At 44.0% G+C, this 20,446-nt stretch carries 30 protein-coding genes and 1 rRNA gene; 29 read left to right on the forward strand and 2 right to left on the reverse strand.

Features of this window, described 5'->3' with window-relative positions:
* Window positions 1-18 precede the first annotated feature (18 nt).
* The 26 genes from rplX to G9G53_RS24835 all read left to right on the forward strand — a co-directional run bounded on the left by rplX (window position 19) and on the right by G9G53_RS24835 (window position 17,154).
* The gene (gene rplX, locus G9G53_RS24710; protein ID WP_013312155.1) at window positions 19-372 is read left to right on the forward strand and encodes a 50S ribosomal protein L24; all 354 of its coding nucleotides are present in this window, start codon (window positions 19-21) and stop codon (window positions 370-372) included.
* 31 nt (window positions 373-403) lie between these two features.
* Window positions 404-949 (forward strand): 50S ribosomal protein L5, encoded by a 546-nt coding sequence (gene rplE / locus G9G53_RS24715; protein WP_007432571.1) that lies wholly within the window; start codon window positions 404-406, stop codon window positions 947-949.
* A gap of 76 nt (window positions 950-1,025) precedes the next feature.
* The gene (locus G9G53_RS24720) at window positions 1,026-1,211 is read left to right on the forward strand and encodes a type Z 30S ribosomal protein S14 (protein WP_010348808.1); all 186 of its coding nucleotides are present in this window, start codon (window positions 1,026-1,028) and stop codon (window positions 1,209-1,211) included.
* Window positions 1,212-1,243: 32 nt separating this feature from the next.
* The gene (gene rpsH, locus G9G53_RS24725; protein WP_007432570.1) at window positions 1,244-1,642 is read left to right on the forward strand and encodes a 30S ribosomal protein S8; all 399 of its coding nucleotides are present in this window, start codon (window positions 1,244-1,246) and stop codon (window positions 1,640-1,642) included.
* A 33-nt stretch (window positions 1,643-1,675) separates the two neighbouring features.
* Window positions 1,676-2,218: a 50S ribosomal protein L6 gene (rplF, locus tag G9G53_RS24730; protein ID WP_013312152.1), complete on the forward strand. Its 543-nt coding sequence runs from the start codon at window positions 1,676-1,678 to the stop codon at window positions 2,216-2,218.
* Between the two features lie 115 nt (window positions 2,219-2,333).
* Entirely contained in the window at window positions 2,334-2,702 is a 369-nt protein-coding gene (rplR, locus tag G9G53_RS24735) for a 50S ribosomal protein L18 (protein ID WP_007432568.1), read from the forward strand.
* Between the two features lie 27 nt (window positions 2,703-2,729).
* Complete coding sequence (gene rpsE, locus G9G53_RS24740; RefSeq protein WP_013312151.1) at window positions 2,730-3,227, forward strand: 30S ribosomal protein S5; 498 nt, start codon at window positions 2,730-2,732, stop codon at window positions 3,225-3,227.
* 12 nt (window positions 3,228-3,239) lie between these two features.
* Window positions 3,240-3,425 carry a 50S ribosomal protein L30 gene (gene rpmD, locus G9G53_RS24745; RefSeq protein ID WP_013312150.1) on the forward strand — a complete coding sequence of 62 codons (186 nt, stop codon included), beginning with the start codon at window positions 3,240-3,242 and terminating at the stop codon, window positions 3,423-3,425.
* 43 nt (window positions 3,426-3,468) lie between these two features.
* Window positions 3,469-3,909: a 50S ribosomal protein L15 gene (gene rplO / locus G9G53_RS24750; RefSeq protein WP_013312149.1), complete on the forward strand. Its 441-nt coding sequence runs from the start codon at window positions 3,469-3,471 to the stop codon at window positions 3,907-3,909.
* The gene (gene secY, locus G9G53_RS24755) at window positions 3,909-5,207 is read left to right on the forward strand and encodes a preprotein translocase subunit SecY (RefSeq protein WP_013312148.1); all 1,299 of its coding nucleotides are present in this window, start codon (window positions 3,909-3,911) and stop codon (window positions 5,205-5,207) included. Before rplO ends, secY begins: the two co-directional genes overlap by 1 nt.
* 90 nt (window positions 5,208-5,297) lie before the next feature.
* Window positions 5,298-5,942 carry an adenylate kinase gene (locus G9G53_RS24760; protein ID WP_029514486.1) on the forward strand — a complete coding sequence of 215 codons (645 nt, stop codon included), beginning with the start codon at window positions 5,298-5,300 and terminating at the stop codon, window positions 5,940-5,942.
* Window positions 5,943-5,984: 42 nt separating this feature from the next.
* Window positions 5,985-6,488 (forward strand): M24 family metallopeptidase, encoded by a 504-nt coding sequence (locus G9G53_RS24765; protein ID WP_165150810.1) that lies wholly within the window; start codon window positions 5,985-5,987, stop codon window positions 6,486-6,488.
* Between the two features lie 9 nt (window positions 6,489-6,497).
* Complete coding sequence (locus tag G9G53_RS24770) at window positions 6,498-6,806, forward strand: KOW domain-containing RNA-binding protein (RefSeq protein WP_013312145.1); 309 nt, start codon at window positions 6,498-6,500, stop codon at window positions 6,804-6,806.
* Window positions 6,807-6,808: 2 nt separating this feature from the next.
* The gene (gene infA / locus G9G53_RS24775; RefSeq protein ID WP_006212898.1) at window positions 6,809-7,024 is read left to right on the forward strand and encodes a translation initiation factor IF-1; all 216 of its coding nucleotides are present in this window, start codon (window positions 6,809-6,811) and stop codon (window positions 7,022-7,024) included.
* 118 nt (window positions 7,025-7,142) lie between these two features.
* Complete coding sequence (gene rpmJ / locus G9G53_RS24780; protein WP_003333770.1) at window positions 7,143-7,256, forward strand: 50S ribosomal protein L36; 114 nt, start codon at window positions 7,143-7,145, stop codon at window positions 7,254-7,256.
* Window positions 7,257-7,277: 21 nt separating this feature from the next.
* A complete protein-coding gene (gene rpsM / locus G9G53_RS24785; protein ID WP_007432560.1) occupies window positions 7,278-7,646 on the forward strand; it encodes a 30S ribosomal protein S13 in 369 nt (122 codons plus the stop codon).
* Window positions 7,647-7,665: 19 nt separating this feature from the next.
* Window positions 7,666-8,061, forward strand: coding sequence for a 30S ribosomal protein S11 (rpsK, locus tag G9G53_RS24790; RefSeq protein ID WP_013312144.1), 396 nt, complete (start codon window positions 7,666-7,668; stop codon window positions 8,059-8,061).
* 135 nt (window positions 8,062-8,196) lie between these two features.
* Complete coding sequence (locus tag G9G53_RS24795; protein WP_007432558.1) at window positions 8,197-9,141, forward strand: DNA-directed RNA polymerase subunit alpha; 945 nt, start codon at window positions 8,197-8,199, stop codon at window positions 9,139-9,141.
* A 34-nt stretch (window positions 9,142-9,175) separates the two neighbouring features.
* A complete protein-coding gene (gene rplQ / locus G9G53_RS24800) occupies window positions 9,176-9,541 on the forward strand; it encodes a 50S ribosomal protein L17 (protein WP_013312143.1) in 366 nt (121 codons plus the stop codon).
* 151 nt (window positions 9,542-9,692) lie between these two features.
* A complete protein-coding gene (gene truA, locus G9G53_RS24805) occupies window positions 9,693-10,478 on the forward strand; it encodes a tRNA pseudouridine(38-40) synthase TruA (RefSeq protein WP_165150811.1) in 786 nt (261 codons plus the stop codon).
* 183 nt (window positions 10,479-10,661) lie between these two features.
* Complete coding sequence (gene rplM, locus G9G53_RS24810) at window positions 10,662-11,099, forward strand: 50S ribosomal protein L13 (protein ID WP_013312141.1); 438 nt, start codon at window positions 10,662-10,664, stop codon at window positions 11,097-11,099.
* 20 nt (window positions 11,100-11,119) lie between these two features.
* Window positions 11,120-11,512, forward strand: coding sequence for a 30S ribosomal protein S9 (rpsI, locus tag G9G53_RS24815; protein WP_013312140.1), 393 nt, complete (start codon window positions 11,120-11,122; stop codon window positions 11,510-11,512).
* Between the two features lie 1,713 nt (window positions 11,513-13,225).
* Window positions 13,226-13,918: a phosphoadenylyl-sulfate reductase gene (locus G9G53_RS24820; protein WP_029514483.1), complete on the forward strand. Its 693-nt coding sequence runs from the start codon at window positions 13,226-13,228 to the stop codon at window positions 13,916-13,918.
* Between the two features lie 54 nt (window positions 13,919-13,972).
* Window positions 13,973-15,142 carry a sulfate adenylyltransferase gene (gene sat, locus G9G53_RS24825; protein ID WP_165150812.1) on the forward strand — a complete coding sequence of 390 codons (1,170 nt, stop codon included), beginning with the start codon at window positions 13,973-13,975 and terminating at the stop codon, window positions 15,140-15,142.
* A gap of 68 nt (window positions 15,143-15,210) precedes the next feature.
* A complete protein-coding gene (gene cwlD, locus G9G53_RS24830; RefSeq protein ID WP_029514481.1) occupies window positions 15,211-15,987 on the forward strand; it encodes an N-acetylmuramoyl-L-alanine amidase CwlD in 777 nt (258 codons plus the stop codon).
* 60 nt (window positions 15,988-16,047) lie between these two features.
* Window positions 16,048-17,154 carry an Mrp/NBP35 family ATP-binding protein gene (locus G9G53_RS24835; protein ID WP_165150813.1) on the forward strand — a complete coding sequence of 369 codons (1,107 nt, stop codon included), beginning with the start codon at window positions 16,048-16,050 and terminating at the stop codon, window positions 17,152-17,154.
* Window positions 17,155-17,188: 34 nt separating this feature from the next.
* Here G9G53_RS24835 and gerD read toward each other — a convergent pair whose 3' ends face one another.
* Window positions 17,189-17,935, reverse strand: a complete 747-nt coding sequence (gerD, locus tag G9G53_RS24840; RefSeq protein ID WP_029517534.1) for a spore germination lipoprotein GerD — start codon at window positions 17,933-17,935, stop codon at window positions 17,189-17,191.
* A 106-nt stretch (window positions 17,936-18,041) separates the two neighbouring features.
* The gene (gene pdaB, locus G9G53_RS24845) at window positions 18,042-18,821 is read right to left on the reverse strand and encodes a polysaccharide deacetylase family sporulation protein PdaB (protein WP_023990485.1); all 780 of its coding nucleotides are present in this window, start codon (window positions 18,819-18,821) and stop codon (window positions 18,042-18,044) included.
* A 98-nt stretch (window positions 18,822-18,919) separates the two neighbouring features.
* On the opposite strand from pdaB, the gene G9G53_RS24850 reads away from it, so the two are divergent.
* From G9G53_RS24850 to G9G53_RS24860, 3 genes are all read left to right on the forward strand, one after another.
* Window positions 18,920-19,534, forward strand: a complete 615-nt coding sequence (locus G9G53_RS24850; protein ID WP_165150814.1) for a stage II sporulation protein M — start codon at window positions 18,920-18,922, stop codon at window positions 19,532-19,534.
* A gap of 192 nt (window positions 19,535-19,726) precedes the next feature.
* The gene (locus tag G9G53_RS24855; RefSeq protein ID WP_013312131.1) at window positions 19,727-19,957 is read left to right on the forward strand and encodes a hypothetical protein; all 231 of its coding nucleotides are present in this window, start codon (window positions 19,727-19,729) and stop codon (window positions 19,955-19,957) included.
* 418 nt (window positions 19,958-20,375) lie between these two features.
* Window positions 20,376-20,446, forward strand: a 16S ribosomal RNA gene (locus G9G53_RS24860); the annotation flags it as partial.

Here is a 20,446-nt window from a genome sequence, read left to right on the forward strand (position 1 = left end):
CCGTAGGAGGTGTACGAAATGCCAAAAGTGAAAAAAGTTCTGGAATCCCATAACAACAAGCTGCACGTCAAAAAAGACGACACTGTTCTGGTGATTACAGGTAAAGATAAAGGTAAAAAAGGTCGCGTTATCGCTGCCTACCCTCGTCAAAACCGTGTGCTTGTGGAAGGTGTTAACATGATTAAAAAACACCAAAAGCCTAATCAGCTGAATCCACAAGGCGGCATCATCGAGAAAGAAGCTCCGATTCACGTTTCCAACGTTATGCACATTGATCCGAAGAGCGGAAAAGTAACCCGTGTTGGTTACAAAGTTTTGGACAACGGAAAAAAAGTGCGCATTGCAAAACGTTCTGGCGAAGTGATCGACTAATTATTTTTTAAAGAAAGGAGGTATATGATTCATGGCTACAACAAGAATGAAAGAACGTTTCTTGAAAGAAATCACTCCTGCTTTGATGCAGAAGTTCAACTATACAACAGTGATGCAAGTGCCTAAAATCGAGAAAGTTGTAATCAACATGGGTGTTGGCGACGCAGTCCAAAACTCCAAAGTGCTTGATTCAGCTCTCAACGACATGCAGCTGATCGCTGGTCAAAAGCCAGTAATCACTCGCGCGAAAAAATCTATCGCAGGTTTTAAATTGCGTGAAAACATGCCAATCGGTGTAAAGGTAACACTTCGTGGCGAGCGTATGTATTATTTCTTGGACAAATTGTTCAACATTACTCTTCCTCGCGTACGTGACTTCCATGGTGTATCAACAAAAGCTTTCGACGGACGTGGTAACTACACGCTTGGTCTGAAAGAACAGTTGATCTTCCCGGAAATCGAGTATGATCAAGTTGATAAAGTTCGTGGTATGGACATCGTTATCGTAACGACTGCCAAAACTGACGAAGAGTCCCGTGAGCTTCTGACTCAGCTGGGCATGCCTTTCGCAAAATAATGTTGGCATAACGTTTCGGGCGTCTGATTTTAAAGACACCCTGTTCTCCGAAACTATTTAGGAGGTGTCAGGCTAAGTGGCAAAAACTTCGATGAAAGTCAAACAACAACGCGCACCAAAGTTTAAAGTTCGTGCTTACACTCGTTGCGAGCGTTGTGGTCGTCCACATTCGGTACTGCAAAAGTTTAAGATCTGCAGAATTTGCTTCCGTGAATTAGCTTATAAAGGCCAGATTCCTGGCGTGAAAAAAGCAAGCTGGTAAAAAGTCCTGTTTGGGAAGGAGGTTTATACACAATGACTATGTCTGATCCAATTGCAGATATGCTTACTCGTATTCGTAACGCGAACACAGTTCGTCACGAAACAGTAGAAATGCCTGCATCTACAATGAAAAAACAAATCGCCGACATCCTGAAACGTGAAGGATTCATTCGTGATGCGGAATTTGTTGAAGATAGCAAACAAGGGATCATCCGTATTTTCTTGAAATACGGTGCGAACAACGAGCGTGTTATTACAGGTTTGAAAAGAATCAGTAAACCAGGTCTTCGCGTTTACACGAAGAGCAATGAGATTCCACGCGTACTGGGTGGACTCGGGATCGCAATCATTTCAACATCCAAAGGTATCATGACCGACAAAGAAGCGCGTCAGTCCAAAGCCGGCGGAGAAGTTGTTTGCTACGTTTGGTAAGATAACGTTTAAAAGATAGGAGGTGCAACAGATATGTCCCGTATTGGTCGTAAACCAATCACAGTACCAAGTGGTGTTGACGTGACTTTGAACAACACAGCAATCACAGTTAAAGGTCCTAAAGGAACATTGACTCGTGAGCTTCATAAAGACATGTCCGTTACTGTGGAAAACAATGAAATTAATGTAGTTCGTCCTTCGGACAACAAACTTCACCGCTCTTTGCATGGAACAACCCGCAGCGTTGTCAACAACATGGTAAGTGGTGTAACTGAAGGGTTTTCAAAATCTCTGGAGCTGGTTGGGGTCGGATATCGTGCAAGCAAATCCGGAGATAAAATCGTTTTGAACGTTGGATACTCTCACCCGGTTGAAATCACACCGGAAGCGGGCATCGAATTCGAAGTTCCTTCGAACACTAAAATCATCGTTCGCGGAATTGATAAAGAGCGTGTAGGTGCTTACGCTGCTAAAATTCGTTCCGTTCGTGAACCTGAACCGTACAAAGGTAAAGGGATTAAATACGAAGGCGAGCGCATCATTCGTAAAGAAGGTAAAGCCGGTAAGAAGAAATAAGTTTCTTACCGACTTTGTGCGGTCTTTCTGCTGGAAAGACTTCGTACTTCTTTTTTACCCAGTGCGTCTTAGTATAAAGTTTTAAAAGGCAAACTGAAGGGAGTGAAAACTTGAGATGATTACAAAACAAGATAAAAATAAAGCACGTGTCAGAAGACATCTGCGTGTACGTAAGAAAATCGAAGGTACGGCTGTACGTCCTCGTTTGAACGTATTCCGCTCTTCCAAGCATATCTACGCACAACTGATTGATGATGTAGCTGGTGTAACATTGGTATCTGCATCCACTATGGATAAAGAACTGAGCAGTGAAATCAAAAACGGCGGTAGTGTAGAAGCAGCTCGTAAGGTTGGCGAACTCGTTGCTAAACGTGCGAAAGAAAAAGGTCATGCTAACATCGTATTTGACCGTGGTGGATACTTGTATCATGGACGGATTCAAGCTTTGGCTGATGCAGCTCGCGAAGCAGGCCTTGAATTCTAAGACATTTCTCAAAAGGAGGTTAACGACTTGCGTGTAGATCCGAATACTTTGGAACTGACTGAAAGAGTAGTAAATATTAATCGTGTAGCTAAAGTTGTCAAAGGCGGACGCCGTTTCAGCTTCAGTGCTCTGGTAGTAGTGGGCGACGGAAACGGCTGGGTAGGCGCTGGAATCGGTAAAGCTGGCGAAGTACCTGATGCAATTCGCAAAGGTATTGAAGATGCTAAGAAAAACCTGGTTCACGTTCCACTCGTAGGAACAACAATTCCTCACCTTGTTACAGGTAAGTTCGGTGCTGGCCGGGTTCTGTTGAAACCGGCATCGGAAGGTACTGGAGTTATCGCTGGCGGTCCGGTTCGTGCTGTACTGGAACTTGCTGGTGTAGGTGATATCTTGACAAAATCTTTGGGTTCTTCGAATTCCATGAATATGGTCAATGCGACTTTGGAAGGTTTGTCCCGTTTGAAACGCGCTGAAGAAGTTGCAAAATTGCGCGGCAAATCCATCGAAGAGCTGCTGGGCTAAGGAGGGAATATCATGGCGAAATTAGAAATTACCCTCGTTCGTTCGTTGATCGGCCGTCCTGGTAATCAGAGAACGACTGTTAAAACGCTCGGCTTGCGTAAAATCAACCATAAAGTAGTTCAACCCGACAATGCAGCTATTCGCGGGATGATTAATCAAGTTAGCCATTTGGTTTCTGTTAAAGAAATTGAGGCTTAAGTAATAAAGTATTTTAACAATAATCAAGGAGGTGCAACGAACGATGAAGTTACATGAGCTTTCCCCAGCTCCAGGCTCCCGCAAAGAACGTAAACGTTTGGGTCGTGGTCCTAGTAGCGGTACGGGTAAAACTTCTGGTCGTGGTCATAAAGGTCAAAACGCTCGTTCCGGCGGTGGTGTACGTCCGGGCTTCGAGGGTGGTCAAAACCCACTGTATCGTCGCTTGCCTAAACGCGGTTTCGTAAATCCTACTCGTAAAGAGTATGCGGTTTTGAATATCGAAGATTTGAACAGTTTTGCAGCGGGTACAGAAGTAAGCCCTGAGTTTTTGCTGAACAATGGCATTGTGAAAAACGCCAAATCCGGAATTAAAATTCTGGGTAACGGTGAAATCACTGTGAAATTGACAGTTAAAGCGAACAAGTTCTCTCAATCTGCGGTAGAGAAAATTGAAGCTGCCGGCGGTAAAACCGAGGTGATCTAATGTTCAAGACCCTGAAAAATATATGGCGGGTTGAGGATCTTAGAACCCGAATCCTGTTCACCCTGTTTATACTCTTTGTATATCGTATTGGCTCCTTCGTGCCGGTTCCCGGCGTGAACAAGCAAGTCTTTACTTCTCAGGATCAAGCAGGAAGCGAGTTGTTTGGACTCCTTAACACCTTCTCAGGGGGCGCATTGTATCAGTTTTCGATCTTTGCCCTCGGGATTATGCCATATATTACAGCGTCCATCATTGTACAGTTGCTGTCAATGGACGTGATTCCGAAACTTGCGGAATGGGCTAAACAAGGAGAGCATGGTAAAAAGAAGTTGGCTCAAATTACGCGTTATGGTACGGTGATACTTGGCCTGATTCAAGCATTCGGAACGTCGATTGGCTTTAATCGACTGTACGGTGCAGCGATGATTCCAGGAGCCACTTTTGCAGATTATCTGGTCATTGCCATTGTGCTTACAGCAGGAACTACGTTCCTTATGTGGCTCGGTGAGCAAATTACCGAAAAGGGAATCGGCAATGGTATCTCTATTGTTATCTTCGCAGGGATTGCGGCGGGTATTCCAAGACATATTCGGACGGTTGTAGAATCTCAGTTTATTCAGGCGGATCAGCTGTTTATGAATATTCTGAAGGCAATTATAATTGCTCTGGTGATTGTTCTGATTATTGTTGGTGTTATCTACATCCAGCAAGGTATTCGGAAAATCCCGGTACAATACGCGAAACGTGTAGTTGGCAACAAAATGTACGGTGGCCAGAATACGCATATTCCGATGAAAATTAATGCGGCAGGCGTTATTCCGGTAATCTTTGCGGTATCATTGCTGCAATTCCCGACAATTATTGCGAGTTTCTGGGCAGATCATGTTTGGGCTAAGTGGGTTACCACTTACTTGTATTATGACAAGCCGCTGGGCATGGTTTTGTATGTCGTAATGATTATCGGTTTCACATTCTTCTATACCTTTGTACAGATGAATCCGCAGCAAATGGCCGACAATATGAAGAAAAACGGCGGTTATATTCCGGGAATTCGTCCGGGTAAAGCCACGGAGAAATACTTGACACGAGTAATGTCACGTTTGACAATGACAGGAGCTTTGTTTCTGGCAGTCATATCCGTTTTGCCGGTATTCTTCGGTTCGCTTTCGGGCTTGCCTCGTTCCGTGCAAATTGGCGGTACTTCATTGCTCATCATCATTGGTGTAGCATTGGATACAATGAAGCAAATCGAAAGCCAACTGATCAAACGCCATTACAAAGGCTTCATCAACAAATAGGCAATAGGTACCGGCTTAGGATGTTCGCATGCTTACCGGCACCTTTTGTGCTGTTTCTTGTGTAGGGGTCGTCTTGAGGAGTGACAGATTGTGAATATTTTGATCATGGGCCCTCCGGGGGCTGGTAAAGGTACACAAGCAGATGTCATTGTGAAGGAATTCGGCATTCCTCATATCTCGACAGGTGATGCTTTTCGCCTAGCGATGAAACAGGGAACACCTATTGGCATTAAAGCTAAAGAATATATCGACAAGGGTGAACTTGTTCCGGATGACGTAACAATCGGCATCGTTGAAGAACGGCTGCAACAGCCAGATTGCAAGAAAGGGTTCTTGCTGGACGGTTTTCCAAGAACTTTGGCTCAGGCTGAAGCCTTGGATCAAATTTTGGGTCGTTTGAATACGAAGCTAGATGACGTTATTAACTTGAAAGTGGATAGTGACAACTTGTTGGCACGAATCACAGGACGGCGGGTTTGTAAAACCTGCGGAACTAGCTATCATATTGTCTTTAATCCTCCTAAGGTTGAAGGCATTTGCGACAAAGACGGTGGGGAACTCTATCAGCGTCCTGACGATAATGAAGATAGCGTAAGAACACGACTTGACGAATATAGTAATAAAACAGCACCACTCCTCACGTTTTATGAGAACCAGAATCTTCTGCGTCATATCGACGGAGAACAGGATATTGATGTGGTTTCCCAAAATATCGTGTCCTTGTTGCGGGGTTAGCTGTAATGATCATTTGCAAGTCGGGGGGCGGAATCAAGCTTTATGAGGAAAGCTGAGAGAATAGTTACGGAAACGGATCATTTCTTGGCAGGACACATCGAGCCCGGTATTACGACCGGTGAACTTGATCATTTAGCTGATCGGTATATTCGCAGTCAGGGAGCTGTGCCGTCTTTTAAAGGTTATAACGGTTTTCCTGCTAGCATTTGCGCTTCAGTCAACGAACAACTGGTGCACGGATTTCCCGGCAAAAGCAAGTTAAACAAAGGCGATATCATCGCGAAAACTCGCCAGTTTACAATGTCGCATGCCATTCGGCAATATATTGAGAATCCAAACCGTGGTATTCCTGAGCAGGGGCCGAGGCTGAAAACCGGCATTGTGCTGGCTATTGAATCTATGATTCAAATAGGTTCTCACCATGTAGGGACGCTGGAAGACAACTGGACGGTCGTTACGATCAACGTAACCTCATGTGCTCATAACGAGCAAGCGGTGACGTGCGAAACGGGCGGCATGGACATTTTCACGAAACTGAGTGCGTAGGTGATTGGAATGATTCAGCAAGGAAACCTGCAAATCGGTCAGCTGGTGAAGATTCTGAAAGGCAGAGGTGCCGGACAGATTGCGGTTGTCGTTTCAGTAGCAGATAGCAGGTTTGTATATATTGCGGATGGGGATAAACGAAAGTTTGATCAAGCGAAGAAGAAAAATGTTCTTCATTTGGTGCCTCAGCCAAAGATTAGTAGCGAGATTGTAAACAGTTTAAACGAAAGCGGTCGGGTGACGAATGGAAAGCTGCGCCATGCAGTGAAAACTTTCCTGGATTCGTCCGAATACCAAGCTGAAGAGAAAGGAGACTGACTTTGGCCAAAGAAGATGTCATTGAGGTTGAAGGTACGGTAATCGAGCCACTGCCGAACGCTACGTTCAAGGTAGAGCTGGAGAACGGTCATCAAATTCTTGCTCATGTTTCCGGAAAGCTGCGGATGCACTTTATCCGTATTTTGACAGGCGACAAGGTGGTTGTACAGTTATCGCCTTACGATTTAACCAAAGGCCGTATAACGTACCGCAAGTAATTCATGCAGGTTTTTATTAAACGTATATCATTTAAAAAAACTTGTTTTGCTCGGCAAAACGATGTGAATGTTCACGAAGCGAGTTTTACCAGGGTAAAGCTTGGAGGAGGTAATCAACATGAAGGTAAGACCTTCTGTAAAACCTATTTGCGAAAAATGCAAAGTCATTCGCCGCAAAGGGAATGTAATGGTTATTTGCGAAAATCCGAAACACAAACAAAAACAAGGTTAATAGAAGGGGGTGTAGCGTAAAATGGCTCGTATAGCTGGTGTGGATTTGCCACGTGACAAACGCGTTGAGATCGCCTTGACTTACATTTTCGGAATCGGTAAAACGACTTCTCAGAAAATCTTGAAGGAAACAGGCATCAGTGCAAACACGCGTGTTCGTGATTTGACTGAAGATGAAGTGAGCAAATTACGTGAAACGATCGACAAAGAAGTTAAAGTAGAAGGCGATCTGCGTCGTGAAATTTCCTTGAATATTAAACGTCTGACTGAGATTGGCTGCTACCGTGGTGTTCGTCACCGTCGTGGGTTGCCTGTTCGCGGACAACGTACTAAAACTAATGCTCGTACGCGTAAAGGTCCTCGTCGGACTGTAGCGAACAAAAAGAAATAAGAAGGGAGGATAACATTCAATGGCTAAACCGAAAAAAGTTGTACGTACAAAACGCCGTGACCGTAAAAATATCGAGACTGGCGTGGCACACATCCGTTCCACGTTCAACAACACGATCGTTACGATCACAGATCCACACGGTAACGCAATCTCTTGGGCCAGCTCAGGCGGCATGGGATTCCGTGGTTCCCGTAAATCTACTCCATTCGCAGCGCAAATGGCCGCAGAAACTGCTGCTAAAGCTGCTATGGAACACGGCATGAAAACTGTCGAAGTCATGGTTAAAGGACCTGGTGCAGGTCGCGAAGCAGCAATCCGCTCTTTGCAAGCTGCTGGTTTGGAAGTTAACCTGATCAAAGACGTAACTCCGGTACCTCATAACGGATGCCGTCCTCCAAAACGTCGTCGCGTCTAATGAGATTTCTCCTCTGCGTGTAGTATAGATCCGGCACAAACTGCCAAGAATGGATGTTTAGGTATACTGCATGATAGACTATGGATAAGGTGAATGTTTCATATAGGAGCGACGTTTTGAAGGAGGGATATTGCAGTGATAGAAATCGAAAAGCCGAAAATTGAGACGGTTGACGTCAATGATGATGGCACCTATGGAAAATTCGTAGTAGAACCGCTGGAACGCGGATACGGTACGACGCTTGGAAACTCGCTTCGCCGTATTCTGTTATCCTCGTTACCGGGGGCAGCAGTCACATCGGTTCAAATCGATGGGGTTCTGCACGAGTTTGCAACGGTTCCCGGTGTGAAGGAAGACGTAACGGAGATCATTCTGAACTTGAAAGCTTTATCGCTTAAAATCCACTCGGATGAAGAGAAAGTACTCGAAATCGATGCGGAAGGCGAAGGAGTTGTAACGGCAGGAGATATCCGTGCGGATAGTGATGTGGAAATTCTTAATCCGGATCTTCACATTGCTACGCTCGGACCGGGTTCGAGACTTCACATGCGTATTTTTGCCAATCGCGGTCGCGGTTACGTTAAGCAGGATCGGAACAAACGTGATGACCAGCCGATCGGCGTCATTCCCGTCGACTCCATCTACACTCCGATTGCACGCGTGAACTACGGCGTAGAAAATACGCGTGTCGGCCAGGTTACGAATTATGACAAGCTGACACTTGAGGTTTGGACTGACGGAAGTATTCGTCCCGAGGAAGCAGTGAGCCTTGGAGCCAAAATTTTGACCGAGCATGTGATGTTGTTCGTGGGTCTCACGGACGAGGCTAAAGATGCTGAAATTATGGTTGAAAAAGAAGAAGACAAGAAAGAAAAAGTTCTTGAAATGACGATCGAAGAGCTGGATCTCTCCGTCCGTTCCTATAACTGCCTTAAGCGCGCTGGTATCAATACGGTACAAGAACTCACGACTAAATCTGAAGAAGATATGATGAAGGTCCGTAACTTGGGTCGCAAATCTTTGGAAGAAGTACAAGAGAAGCTCGAGGAACTTGGTTTAGGACTTCGTACGGAAGAATAGTACAGCAACGTTTTTGTGAAGGAGGGGAAATTACATGGCATACCAAAAATTGGGCCGTAACTCCAGTGCCCGTAAAGCTTTGTTTCGTGATTTGGTAACCGATCTGTTCTTGTATGAGCGTATCCAAACTACTGAGGCTAAAGCAAAAGAAGTTCGTTCTATTGCTGAAAAACTGATCACCAAAGCGAAAAAAGGAGATCTGCACGCACGTCGCCAAGTGGCTGCGTTCGTTCGCCGTGAAACTTTGGATGGTGAGCAGGATGCAATCCAAAAGCTGTTTAGCGAATTGGCTACACGTTACACTGAGCGTCCAGGTGGATACACTCGTATCTTGAAATTGGGACCTCGTCGTGGCGACGCCGCTCCAATGGTATATCTGGAATTGGTTGACCGCGCGTAAACAGGCGAAGATGAGGGAAGGGTGGACAGAATCGGCTTGATTCTGAACAACCCTTTTTTTCTCTTGGAGGAGTCCTTGAGGGGCTTCTCCTTTGTTATGTTCGGTTATTCCTTGTAAGGCCAGAGACTACCCCTATAAAGGTGTGAGAAGCATGCGGAACTTGTGCATGAAGGTGAACTATGACGGAACCCACTATGATGGCTTTCAGACGCAGCCTAACGGTAACACCATTCAGGACTGCCTTGAACATGCTATCTACTCATTGACGGGCGAGCGTCTTAAAATTACAGGCTCAGGCCGTACAGATGCAGGTGTACATGCATACGGGCAGGTATTCAATTTTCACACTGAATCGCCGATTCCAATACAGCGCTGGTGTCTGGCACTTAATGCCTGGTTGCCTCGTGATATCATCGTTACGGATGCGAGAGAGGTGCCAATGTCCTTTCATGCACGCCGCATGGCGAAGCGGAAGACATATCGGTACAGTATTAATGCGAACCGGTTTCCGGACATCTTTCACCGTCGTACACAGGCCCATCATCCAACGAGTCTGGATGTAAGAGCGATGGAGGAAGGGTTGGCTCATTTAGTTGGCACCTTTGACTATACTTCGTTCGCATCTCGACGTTCCCAAAAGACGAATCATGTTCGCACTATTTACGAAGCCTATATGACAGTAGACCATTCCTTTTCACGTCCGGGCTCGGATGATCAGGGAATTATCCATACTTATATTACAGGTAGCGGATTTTTGCAGCACATGGTTCGGATTATTATGGGGACTTTGCTGGAAGTGGGAGAAGGCAAAAAATCGTCGGATGATATTCCTTCCATTTTGGAGGCGAAAAGTCGTTCAAAGGCTGGACCTACGGCTGTTGGACACGCTTTAACGCTCTGGAATGTAGAGTACGACGAAAACATCAAAAAACATTGATTTTACCCTTGCGGAATTGATGGTTATCCTGTAATATAAAAGTTGTGTTTTCTTAATGGCTTTCCCACAGCCCCAATTAAGATAATCACTTTAAAGTAACATCTAATCCATCAATAATGCAGCAACTTAACGAACGAAGATAAATGATGATTTCTGTTAACGAACTTAAGGAGGATACTTTTCATGCGTACTACGTATATGGCGAAGCCAAATGAAGTTGAGCGCAACTGGCACATCATTGATGCCGAAGGCAAAACGCTCGGTCGTCTGGCAAGCGAAGCGGCTGCGTTGATTCGCGGCAAACACAAGCCACAATTTACACCACATGTGGACACAGGTGATTTTGTTGTTGTAATCAATGCGGAAAAAATCGTATTGACCGGTAAAAAAATGGAGAACAAGAAATACTACCGTCACTCCCTGCATCCGGGTGGTCTGAAAGTAACGGTTGCACAAGAAATGGTTAAGAACAAGCCTGAGCGCATGTTGGAATTGGCTGTTCACGGTATGCTTCCTAAAACTCGTCAAGGCGAGAAAATGAAGCTGAGACTTAAAGCTTACAGAGGCACTGAGCATCCACATGCAGCACAAAAACCTGAAGTTTACGAACTTCGCGGATAATTAAAAGGGAGGACAGTTTCATGGCACAAGTACAATACTATGGGACAGGTCGTCGTAAACATTCGGTAGCTCGTGTTCGTCTCGTACCGGGTGAAGGACGCATTGTCATCAATAAGCGTGATATTAATGAATATTTCGGTTTGGAAACTCTCAAACTGATCGTAAAACAACCACTGAACCTGACAGAAACAGTTGGTAGCTATGACGTACTCGTTATCGCTCATGGTGGTGGTATCTCTGGTCAAGCCGGCGCAATTCGCCACGGTATTTCCCGTGCTCTGTTGAAAGCAGATCCGGAATTCCGTCCAGCTTTGAAAAAAGCAGGATTCTTGACTCGTGACCCACGTATGAAAGAACGTAAAAAGTACGGACTCAAAGCCGCTCGTCGTGCACCACAGTTCTCGAAACGTTAATATTTCGAATACAGAAGAACCTTTTCCTTATGGAAAGGGTTCTTTTTTAATTTCCTAATCATTACCCACATGTGGATAAGTAGACCTAGTTTAAAGCTATGAGTTTCGGCATGTTTCAGCGAATACATAAATAACCGCATGCAAATGCACGGAAAACGAGAAGTTATCCACGAAGGAATTGAAGATGATATTGTTATACACAAATACAGTTTGCTATTTCAACGTAGTTTATTCTGTAATGTTTATAACCTGTGACTAAATATATTGTCCGGCTATTTAGTTTAGCCTGGTCTTAATATTCTTTGCTAAGTGCTGTTTTGTGAGGATACTTTGGTATCACCTGTTTATGTAAAGATCTCCTTGATATGTTCTGGAGGGGTTGTCTATGCCTCTTGTAGAGCTGTTTTGGGCGCAGCTAGGGATAGGGCAAGGAATACCTCTTTTTATTTGTGCGCACTGGGCAGCAGGACGATCCTTAGCCTAGCAATGTCCGCTGCCTAAGCTGCTACAATTGTAACGGCGATGTACATGTTACTGGTAATGGAAATAGTCTACACAGCAATCGCCCTAAACTATAACCAGGAGCACTATTGTATTGTCCGACTGTTTACTCTCATAAAATCGCTCCTCATTGATGACAGGCTTTAAAAAGACTTCCAGAGCGATAAGAGCCTTGTTTGTGTCCAGTGGATCAATTGTTCGGTAATTGCCTCTACAAGCGCTATAGGATTGGATAGAGGCATAATAAGAATTCAGTGCGGAGTCATTTCTTTTATAATTTCCACAATGAAGGTATCGCTGACGCCAGAGCTCCAGAATAGTATAGTGGTTTCATCTGGCTAAAAATTCGGGTAAATGCTATTTCGCTTTTACCCTCTTCTGAACTTATCCACATACGGACTTCATCTTTTGAATGCAGAATAAGAATTCTGAAGCTAAAGGTATTTTCAAATCCCTCAGTTGGCGTCCTTCGATAATCTTAGATTCAGAAACGATGCTTGTTATCTTCTATAGATAGTTTTGCATGATCAAGTAACCCAAAGTTGTTCAGTATTACCGATGGCTGCCTCGCACTGGGCACAGGATTAGGATACGCTGCTCCTAGTTGACTCTAAAGCATTTTACTCAGAAAATCCGCAAGCAGACGTTAAGTACAAAAAAACATTTTGGCTATCAAATCATTCAACCAAGTGATTTTACGTAGCATGATAGGTTGTCAAAAAAATGCTTATCCGTACGTTCGGTTTGCTCTTCCAAAGTCACCATAGGGAATATTCCTTCAAGGACCAAACTACTTCCATATGTTGTTGTATAAGAAAGGCCTTTTTTTAAAAGCGTACTGTTAGTACATCTTTGTCTTCGACAGGGTGGAGAACAAGCCATCTTTCTTGACGGAAAAAATCCCTAATTCAAGCATACTTTCAGCTACAATAGTTACCTTTAGTAACCAAAGAGCTTATGTACCATTCTCAAATGTTTGGTATAAGAATATTTTATATAAAGTCAATGAACTTGGTTGGATACGCAAGAAAGCATTAAAGAATGCTGACAGAACAACATTCCTACAAGTTTGGGTGGATAAATGCTTGCATCAGGACATTTTGCCTTGGATTGACAATGATTAAGAAAGTTTTATACTGTATTTAATCTTATTAGTTTAGTCGGTATTGGAGTGACACTATTTATGAATCTTCATATGGAGGCGCATTGATAATGAATTTATTGGAGAAAGAAGCGTTGATTAGAGTCAAGGCAATTGAACTGGAAGATGCTACGCCAGAGGAAATTATCCAGTATGCTGTTCTTACATTTCCCAATCTTACCTTTGCTTGTAGCTTCGGAGCAGAAGATGTAGTACTAGTAGACATGCTTCAAAAAATTAGCCCTTCCACCGACATTTTTTACTTGGACACCGACTTTCATTTTCAAGAAACTTACGATACGCGAGATCAGATGAAGGCCAGGTACAACTTGGATTTTGTTAGAGTCTCTCCCTTAATTACTCCCGAAGAGCAAGCGGCTAAACATGGAGAGGAACTGTGGAAAACAGATCCTAACACATGTTGTGGTATACGCAAAGTTGAGCCGCTGACACGCATTTTGTCGCAATACGATGCATGGATTACCGGTATTCGCCGCGATCAGGCCCCTACTCGTGCGAATTCAAAAAAGATAGAGTATGATGAAAAGTTTGGACTCGTTAAATTTAACCCCTTGGCAAGCTGGACATCCGAGGATGTATGGAACTATATCCGCACTCATGAAGTGCTGTATAATCCATTGCATGACCGCAATTATCCAAGTATCGGTTGTGAGCAATGTACCCGTGAGGTCCTACCAGGTGAAGATCCTCGTGCAGGTCGTTGGTCTGGCAATGAGAAAACGGAATGCGGGCTCCATCAATAAAATGATATTCAGGTAGCTATGAGTCATATTTATGAAGAAGAAGGGAAGTGCATTATGACTGCAATTCTTCCGCATGGCGGAACACTTGTTGATAAAATCATTACAGGCCCGGAACAAAAAGCGCTTTTGCAGACTGCGAGGGAATTGTTTCCTATCCGTGTAAACTCATGGACCATTTCTGATCTGGATTTAATTGGAGTGGGGGCTTTCTCTCCTTTGACGGGGTTTATGAATGAATCTGACTATAGGTCAGTGGTAACAGATATGCGTCTTGCCGATGGTACAGTCTGGAGTATTCCCATTACTCTTGCAGTTGCAGAAAGTATAGCCAGTGAATTGAAATTAGGTCAGCAGGTGGCTTTAGTGGGGGAAACAGACGGTACCATTTATGCTGTACTTAATATTGAAAGTATTTATCAGGTAGATCAGGCTGAGGAAGCCAGAAGAGTATTCAAGACGGATGACCCGGCTCATCCTGGCGTAAACAAACTGTTAGATCGACCTGCTACGTATGTTGGTGGATCTGTGCAAGTGCTGAATCGGCCGGAGGCCACACAATTTAGTGAGTTTTACTATACACCATCACAGACACGCGACTATTTTGCAGAAAAAGGCTGGAAAACAGTGGTCGGTTTTCAAACACGAAATCCGGTACACCGAGCACATGAGTACATCCAAAAAAGCGCGATGGAGATTGTGGATGCATTGTTTCTAAACCCACTCGTTGGTGAAACCAAGTCAGATGACGTTCCGGCAGATGTGCGTATGAAGAGCTATCTGGTGCTGCTGGACAATTATTATCCGGCTGATCGGACTTTTCTGGGGGTATTTCCTGCTGCCATGCGATACGCGGGCCCTAGAGAGGCCATTTTTCATGCTATTGTGCGAAAGAACTATGGCTGCACCCATTTTATTGTTGGAAGGGATCATGCTGGTGTAGGAGACTATTATGGTACCTACGAGGCACAGGAAATTTTCAGGCACTTTACACCTGAAGAGCTGGGGATTACTCCATTGTTCTTTGAACACAGCTTTTATTGCACCCGATGTGGAAACATGGCTTCAAGTAAAACATGCCCACATCCCAAGGAGCAACATTTAACGCTCTCGGGCACCAAGGTACGGGAATTGTTGCGCTCTGGGGTTTGCCCGCCACCTGAATTTACACGACCGGAGGTTGCTCAAGTGCTGATTGAAGGTATGAAGGAATTTGTTCATGCCTGAGTTGTACTATCTACACGCCTCGTCCCATATAGATTATTAGTATCTGTATAGGACGGAGGCGTTTTGTTATGCAAAAAAATAATCGTAAAAACGAGGTTACACTGTGGATTCGCTATCGGACGTTGCAAAAAATGCTGTTGGGCTGTTGTCTCGCCGTTCTATTTATTACGCTGGCATTGTATGAGATACCTGCTTCGAGAGCTTGGACCCATTGGAGTTTACCCCTTACAGGTAAAGTAATTGCCATAGATGCTGGACACGGAGGGCCTGATGGAGGGGCGGTTAGCAAAGAAGGGATTATTGAAAAGGATATTAATCTGGCAATCGCTTTTTATTTGCGGGATTATTTACAGCAAGCAGGTGCTGTTGTTGTCATGACACGTGAGGATGACCGTGACCTGGCGCAGCAAGAAACGAAAGGTTATTCCAAAAGAAAAACGGAGGATTTGAAGCAGCGTGTGCGTATAATTGAGGAGCAGAAAGCAGACCTCTTTCTAAGTATTCATATGAACAGTATCCCGTCGAGCCGTTGGAGTGGAGCCCAGACCTTTTACGTACCTAACCATGCAGATAACGAGAATTTGGCGTCTTTAATTCAGGAAGAGATCAAACGTAACTTGGAAAATACGGACAGAGTGGCTAAGACCGTGAACACAGTTTATTTATTGAAAGCTCTCAAAATGCCATCAGCCCTTGTTGAAGTCGGATTTTTGTCCCATCCAGAGGAGGCCAGACGACTAAGTGACGTGAACTATCAAAGACAGGTGGCGGCGTCCATATATAAGGGGATTTTGCGTTACTGTGCCGGGGAAAAGGGGATCTCACCAGCACCTGAGGCCAGATAGTGGTATACTGTAAGTGTTTACCACTCCGTAAATTCATCAAAGCAGAGGTGCTGATAAATCATGCAATCAAGAGAGCAAGTTATAGAGTTACTTCAACAAGTGCGGGAGCCTTATACAGGACGCCGTCTAGTCGATCTCCATTTTATTCGGGATGTGGTTGTTAAAGAGGATCGTGTATCCTTGACCGCTATTAGTCTTAATAACCAGGAAGAGACGCTTGCAGAACTGGAGCGGGAAATCCGGCAGACTTTAGAAGAGGCGGGATTAAGTCACGTCCATATTCGTATTCGTGAGGCATCTGAGCATGAAAAGTCCGCAATTCAAGCTGGGGAGAATACCGAGGACGCCGCTGACCCGGTTTTGACCAAAGGACATGCTGTCGGTATGGAAGAACATGAGCTGCTTAACCCAGCATCTGGCGTCCGGTTTATTGCTATTGCAAGCGGAAAAGGTGGTGTCGGAAAATCGACAGTAGCTGTAAATTTGGCTGCTGCTTTAGCTAGACATGGGAAGCGTGTGGGTTTAATTGATGCGGATATCTATGGATTCAGTGTGCCGGATATGATTGGAGTAGAGGATGTGCCTTCTGTCGAAGAGGGTATCATTCAGCCAGTGGAGCGATTTGGTATCAAAATCATGTCTATGGGCTTCTTTGTCAGAGAGAACAACCCGGTGATCTGGAGAGGTCCCATGCTGGGGAGAATGCTCAGACAGTTTTTTAGTGATGTCGAATGGGGAAAGCTTGACTATATGATTCTCGATTTACCACCAGGCACTGGCGATGTAGCGCTTGACGTACATCAAATGATTCCGCAGAGTGAAGAAATCATTGTTACTACTCCACATGCGACGGCGGCTTTTGTAGCTGCACGTGCAGGCGCAATGGCGCTTCAAACGGATCATAAGGTCATCGGTGTTGTGGAGAACATGTCTTATTATGTGTCCTCCACTGGAGAAAAGGACTATGTTTTTGGGCGAGGAGGAGGGGCTATGCTGGCAGACACTCTTCATACAAAACTTCTTGCTCAAATTCCGCTGGGTATTCCAGATAATCATCCGTCAGAGGCCGACTTTTCTCCATCTGTATATAAATCTGAGTCTGCCACGGGTACCATTTACAATGATATTGCTGCTCAGATTACGTTCTTGCACACGGAATCTGAATAAAGAAAAAAGGCTGGTTTTTAAACCAGCCTTTTTATTATTGGCTTCCTCCTTGTTCTCCTTCGCCCCCACCTTCGCCGCCCCCACCACCTTGCTTATCGCCGCCTGCACCGCCTTGCTCACCACTTTTTTTCTCAACCTTGGGTTGAAGCTCCTCTTGTACGACGGTTTTGAGTAAATTCATAACCTCAAGTCGGAAAATCGGATTTTGCATGGCGTCATGCATGACTGTCATAGATTGTTTGCGATATTCAGGGGTTTTAGTTAAGTCCATATACATTTTGGTTAATTCTGGCGACTTGAGCATTGCTTCAATTGATTTTTGATAAGAGGGGTCTTTTATAAGTTGCATATGAAGCTGTTTGCTTTGGCTGTTGATGGCTTTGGCAAATTCTCCGGCAAAACGCGGATCAGTCATAATCTTTTCGATTTCTTTTTTATATTCAGGTGATATCAAAGTATCTTTGACTGCGATCTTCATCTGCTCAGCCGATTGCATGGGCATAAGCATTTTCATTCCCATGCTGCCACCAGCCCCACCACCAGATCCACCCTCTTCACTGCTTTGACCGGATTGTCCTTCTTTGGATGAACTGTTTTCCCCAGTTAAAGCTTCCTCTACCGCTTTTTTTCCGTCATCACTTTTCAGGATATCGACAACCATCGTTTTCATCTCTTTATAACTGTTCTGGGGGGGCGCAGAACCCTGATCCGAGCCGCATCCACTCAGTGCAACGCCCAGTACGCATACCGTGCTAACAAATCGCAAACGAGTCCAATTCATGGCCGTATTCCTCCTTCATCATGAATGTGGATAGTATGCGGATGAATGGGGAGAAATATGTCGATTTGCTTTTGGTTTTTAGCTGAGAACGATGTAAAATAACTCCTTAAAGACCCAGTGCCTGATCGCGTACCTCTTTGCCTTTTACTGTACCCTGTTGAAGCAGTTCAGATACAGTCACGAATTCATAGCCCTGTGCACGCAACTTGTCGATAATGACGGGCAAGGCTTCATGCGTTTGTTTACAGGAATCACTGGCATGCAGAAGGACGATATCGCCAGGATGCGCTTTATTTACAACACGGTCGATTATGACCTGAGTACCAGGGTTTTTCCAATCCAGGGAATCTGTATCCCACTGAATGGTTTTGTAGCCTAAAGTGCCGGCAACCTGAAGGACCCTTTTATCAAAGTCGCCATTAGGCATACGGATCAACTTCGGGGACTGTCCCGTCAGTTCGGTTAATGTGGTATGAGCAATTGAAATCTGCTTACGAATATCTTCATCGCTTAAGCTACTGTAATTTTCATGTTTATGGCCATGACTGCCGATTTCAAATCCACTTTCTTTAATCTGATTCACAAGCTCTGGATGTGTTTTACTCCAAGGGGCAGAAAGGAAAAAGGTGGACTTGGTCACTTTTTTATCCTCAAGGACTTTTAAGATGGGGGCAGTACGCTTATCCCCCCAACTAATATCAAAGGTGAGAGCGATCAACTTTTTGTCCGTGGGTACACTATAAATAGCGGTTGGTGCTTCCTCGGAAAAAACCGTAACATTATCGGTTTCTACATAAATGACTCCAACGGTAAAGACGGCTGCAGCCATTACGATTAAGAATCGTTTGATTTTTTTACCGTTTAATACATAGAAAAAAGAATTCATGGTTAATAACGCTCCTTTCATCCTAGAAGTGCTTGTTTACTTAAAGCTATGCCAGGGGTTGTCAATTATTCCATTAGACTAATAGGAGGAATTATCAAATGGGACTAAAAGCATTTCTTCACGATTTACACACGACAAGACGGTTAATTTTAATCTCTGCACTTCTTTTCTGCGCAAGTATTATAGTGGGATGGTTAAGTTCAGGCACTATTCAATCCATACTGGCGCAACAAATGGAGGGGCTGGGAGAAGTAGCGCAGCGCTTGCAGAATTCTGAGCATCCACAATGGAGTTTTTTTGTATTTATCTTTTTCAATAATGCAATTAAATGTGTGCTGGTTATATCTATGGGGGCTGTATTTGGAATCGTACCGTTTATATTTTTGATTGTGAACGGTATGGTATTAGGGTTCGTAGTACACTTGCAGACAGATATAGGAAGAAGTATGTATGAAGTTGTTGTAAAAGGGTTACTGCCTCACGGTGTGATTGAATTGCCTGTTTTGATTATCGCCTGTGCCTTTGGATTGAAGTTTGGAATCAACATAATGGCTACTATAGGTACAAGCATAGGGCTAAAGCGCAAAGGAACTGGCCCATCGTGGGATGTATTTATGAAACAAACGTTGAGGATCTCCCTATGGTCTGTCATCTTACTGCTTATAGCAGCTGCTATTGAGAGTGGCATAACTTATCGTTTATTGTCACAATAAAATATTATGGCCAATTATTTATATATTTCCTGAAAATTGAACATAACAAAGGGGAGAGCCTAAAGAGAAGCTAAAGATTAATCGGGGTAAGTTTGAGACCTTAGCAGTTGAGTTTAAAAATAGGTAAAGATTGGAACAATAGTTGAGCAAATATAAGTACTTTATAATCTGCTGATAAGGGAGTATGGTCATATGTTGGGAATGCTGTTTAACGAAAAAGAATGCAAGGAACTTGACTACGTTCTTCGTAAGGAGCTAGATGAAATGCTGCTTGATATGAGCGATACTCGATTGGATCAAGATATTCGCTACGCAATCGCACTTCGATATAAAACAGTCTTCCGCATGTATGCCCGTTTTGCACCCGCCAAGGAACTATCAAAATATGCTCGCAGAGGGCGAGTCCCACAAACTAAACAATGAAAAAGGTAGAAACTACATCAGATATCAGGAAGTAAACTATTTTTAAAAGCTTATACTTTCTGATATCAAAAAAAGTATTGACTCTATTCAATATTCATGGTAAATTAATTTTCGTTCCTTTTTAAAGAATTTGCTCAAAAAAAAGAAATTAAAAAAACTCTTGCAAATCTTAAAAAGAGATGATATATTATAAAGGTCGCCACTGAGACGCGGTGACGAAACAAAGTAAGACATTATGCGAGTTTGATCTTTGAAAACTGAACAACGAGTGAGTACGGATTTTGTTTACAAAATCCAACGCTGAAATTTCGGTACATGCCATCAGGCTGTATAAAATGGAAGCAAACAAGAGATATTTTATCTCGTCAGTTTCAACATGAGCTTATCGCTCTTTCTATAAACCAGCTTCGGCTGGTCTTTAATGGAGAGTTTGATCCTGGCTCAGGACGAACGCTGGCGGCGTGCCTAATACATGCAAGTCGAGCGGGG

Source organism: Paenibacillus sp. EKM206P (genome assembly GCF_011066155.1).
GTDB classification, from domain to species: Bacteria; Bacillota; Bacilli; order Paenibacillales; family Paenibacillaceae; genus Paenibacillus; species Paenibacillus polymyxa_D.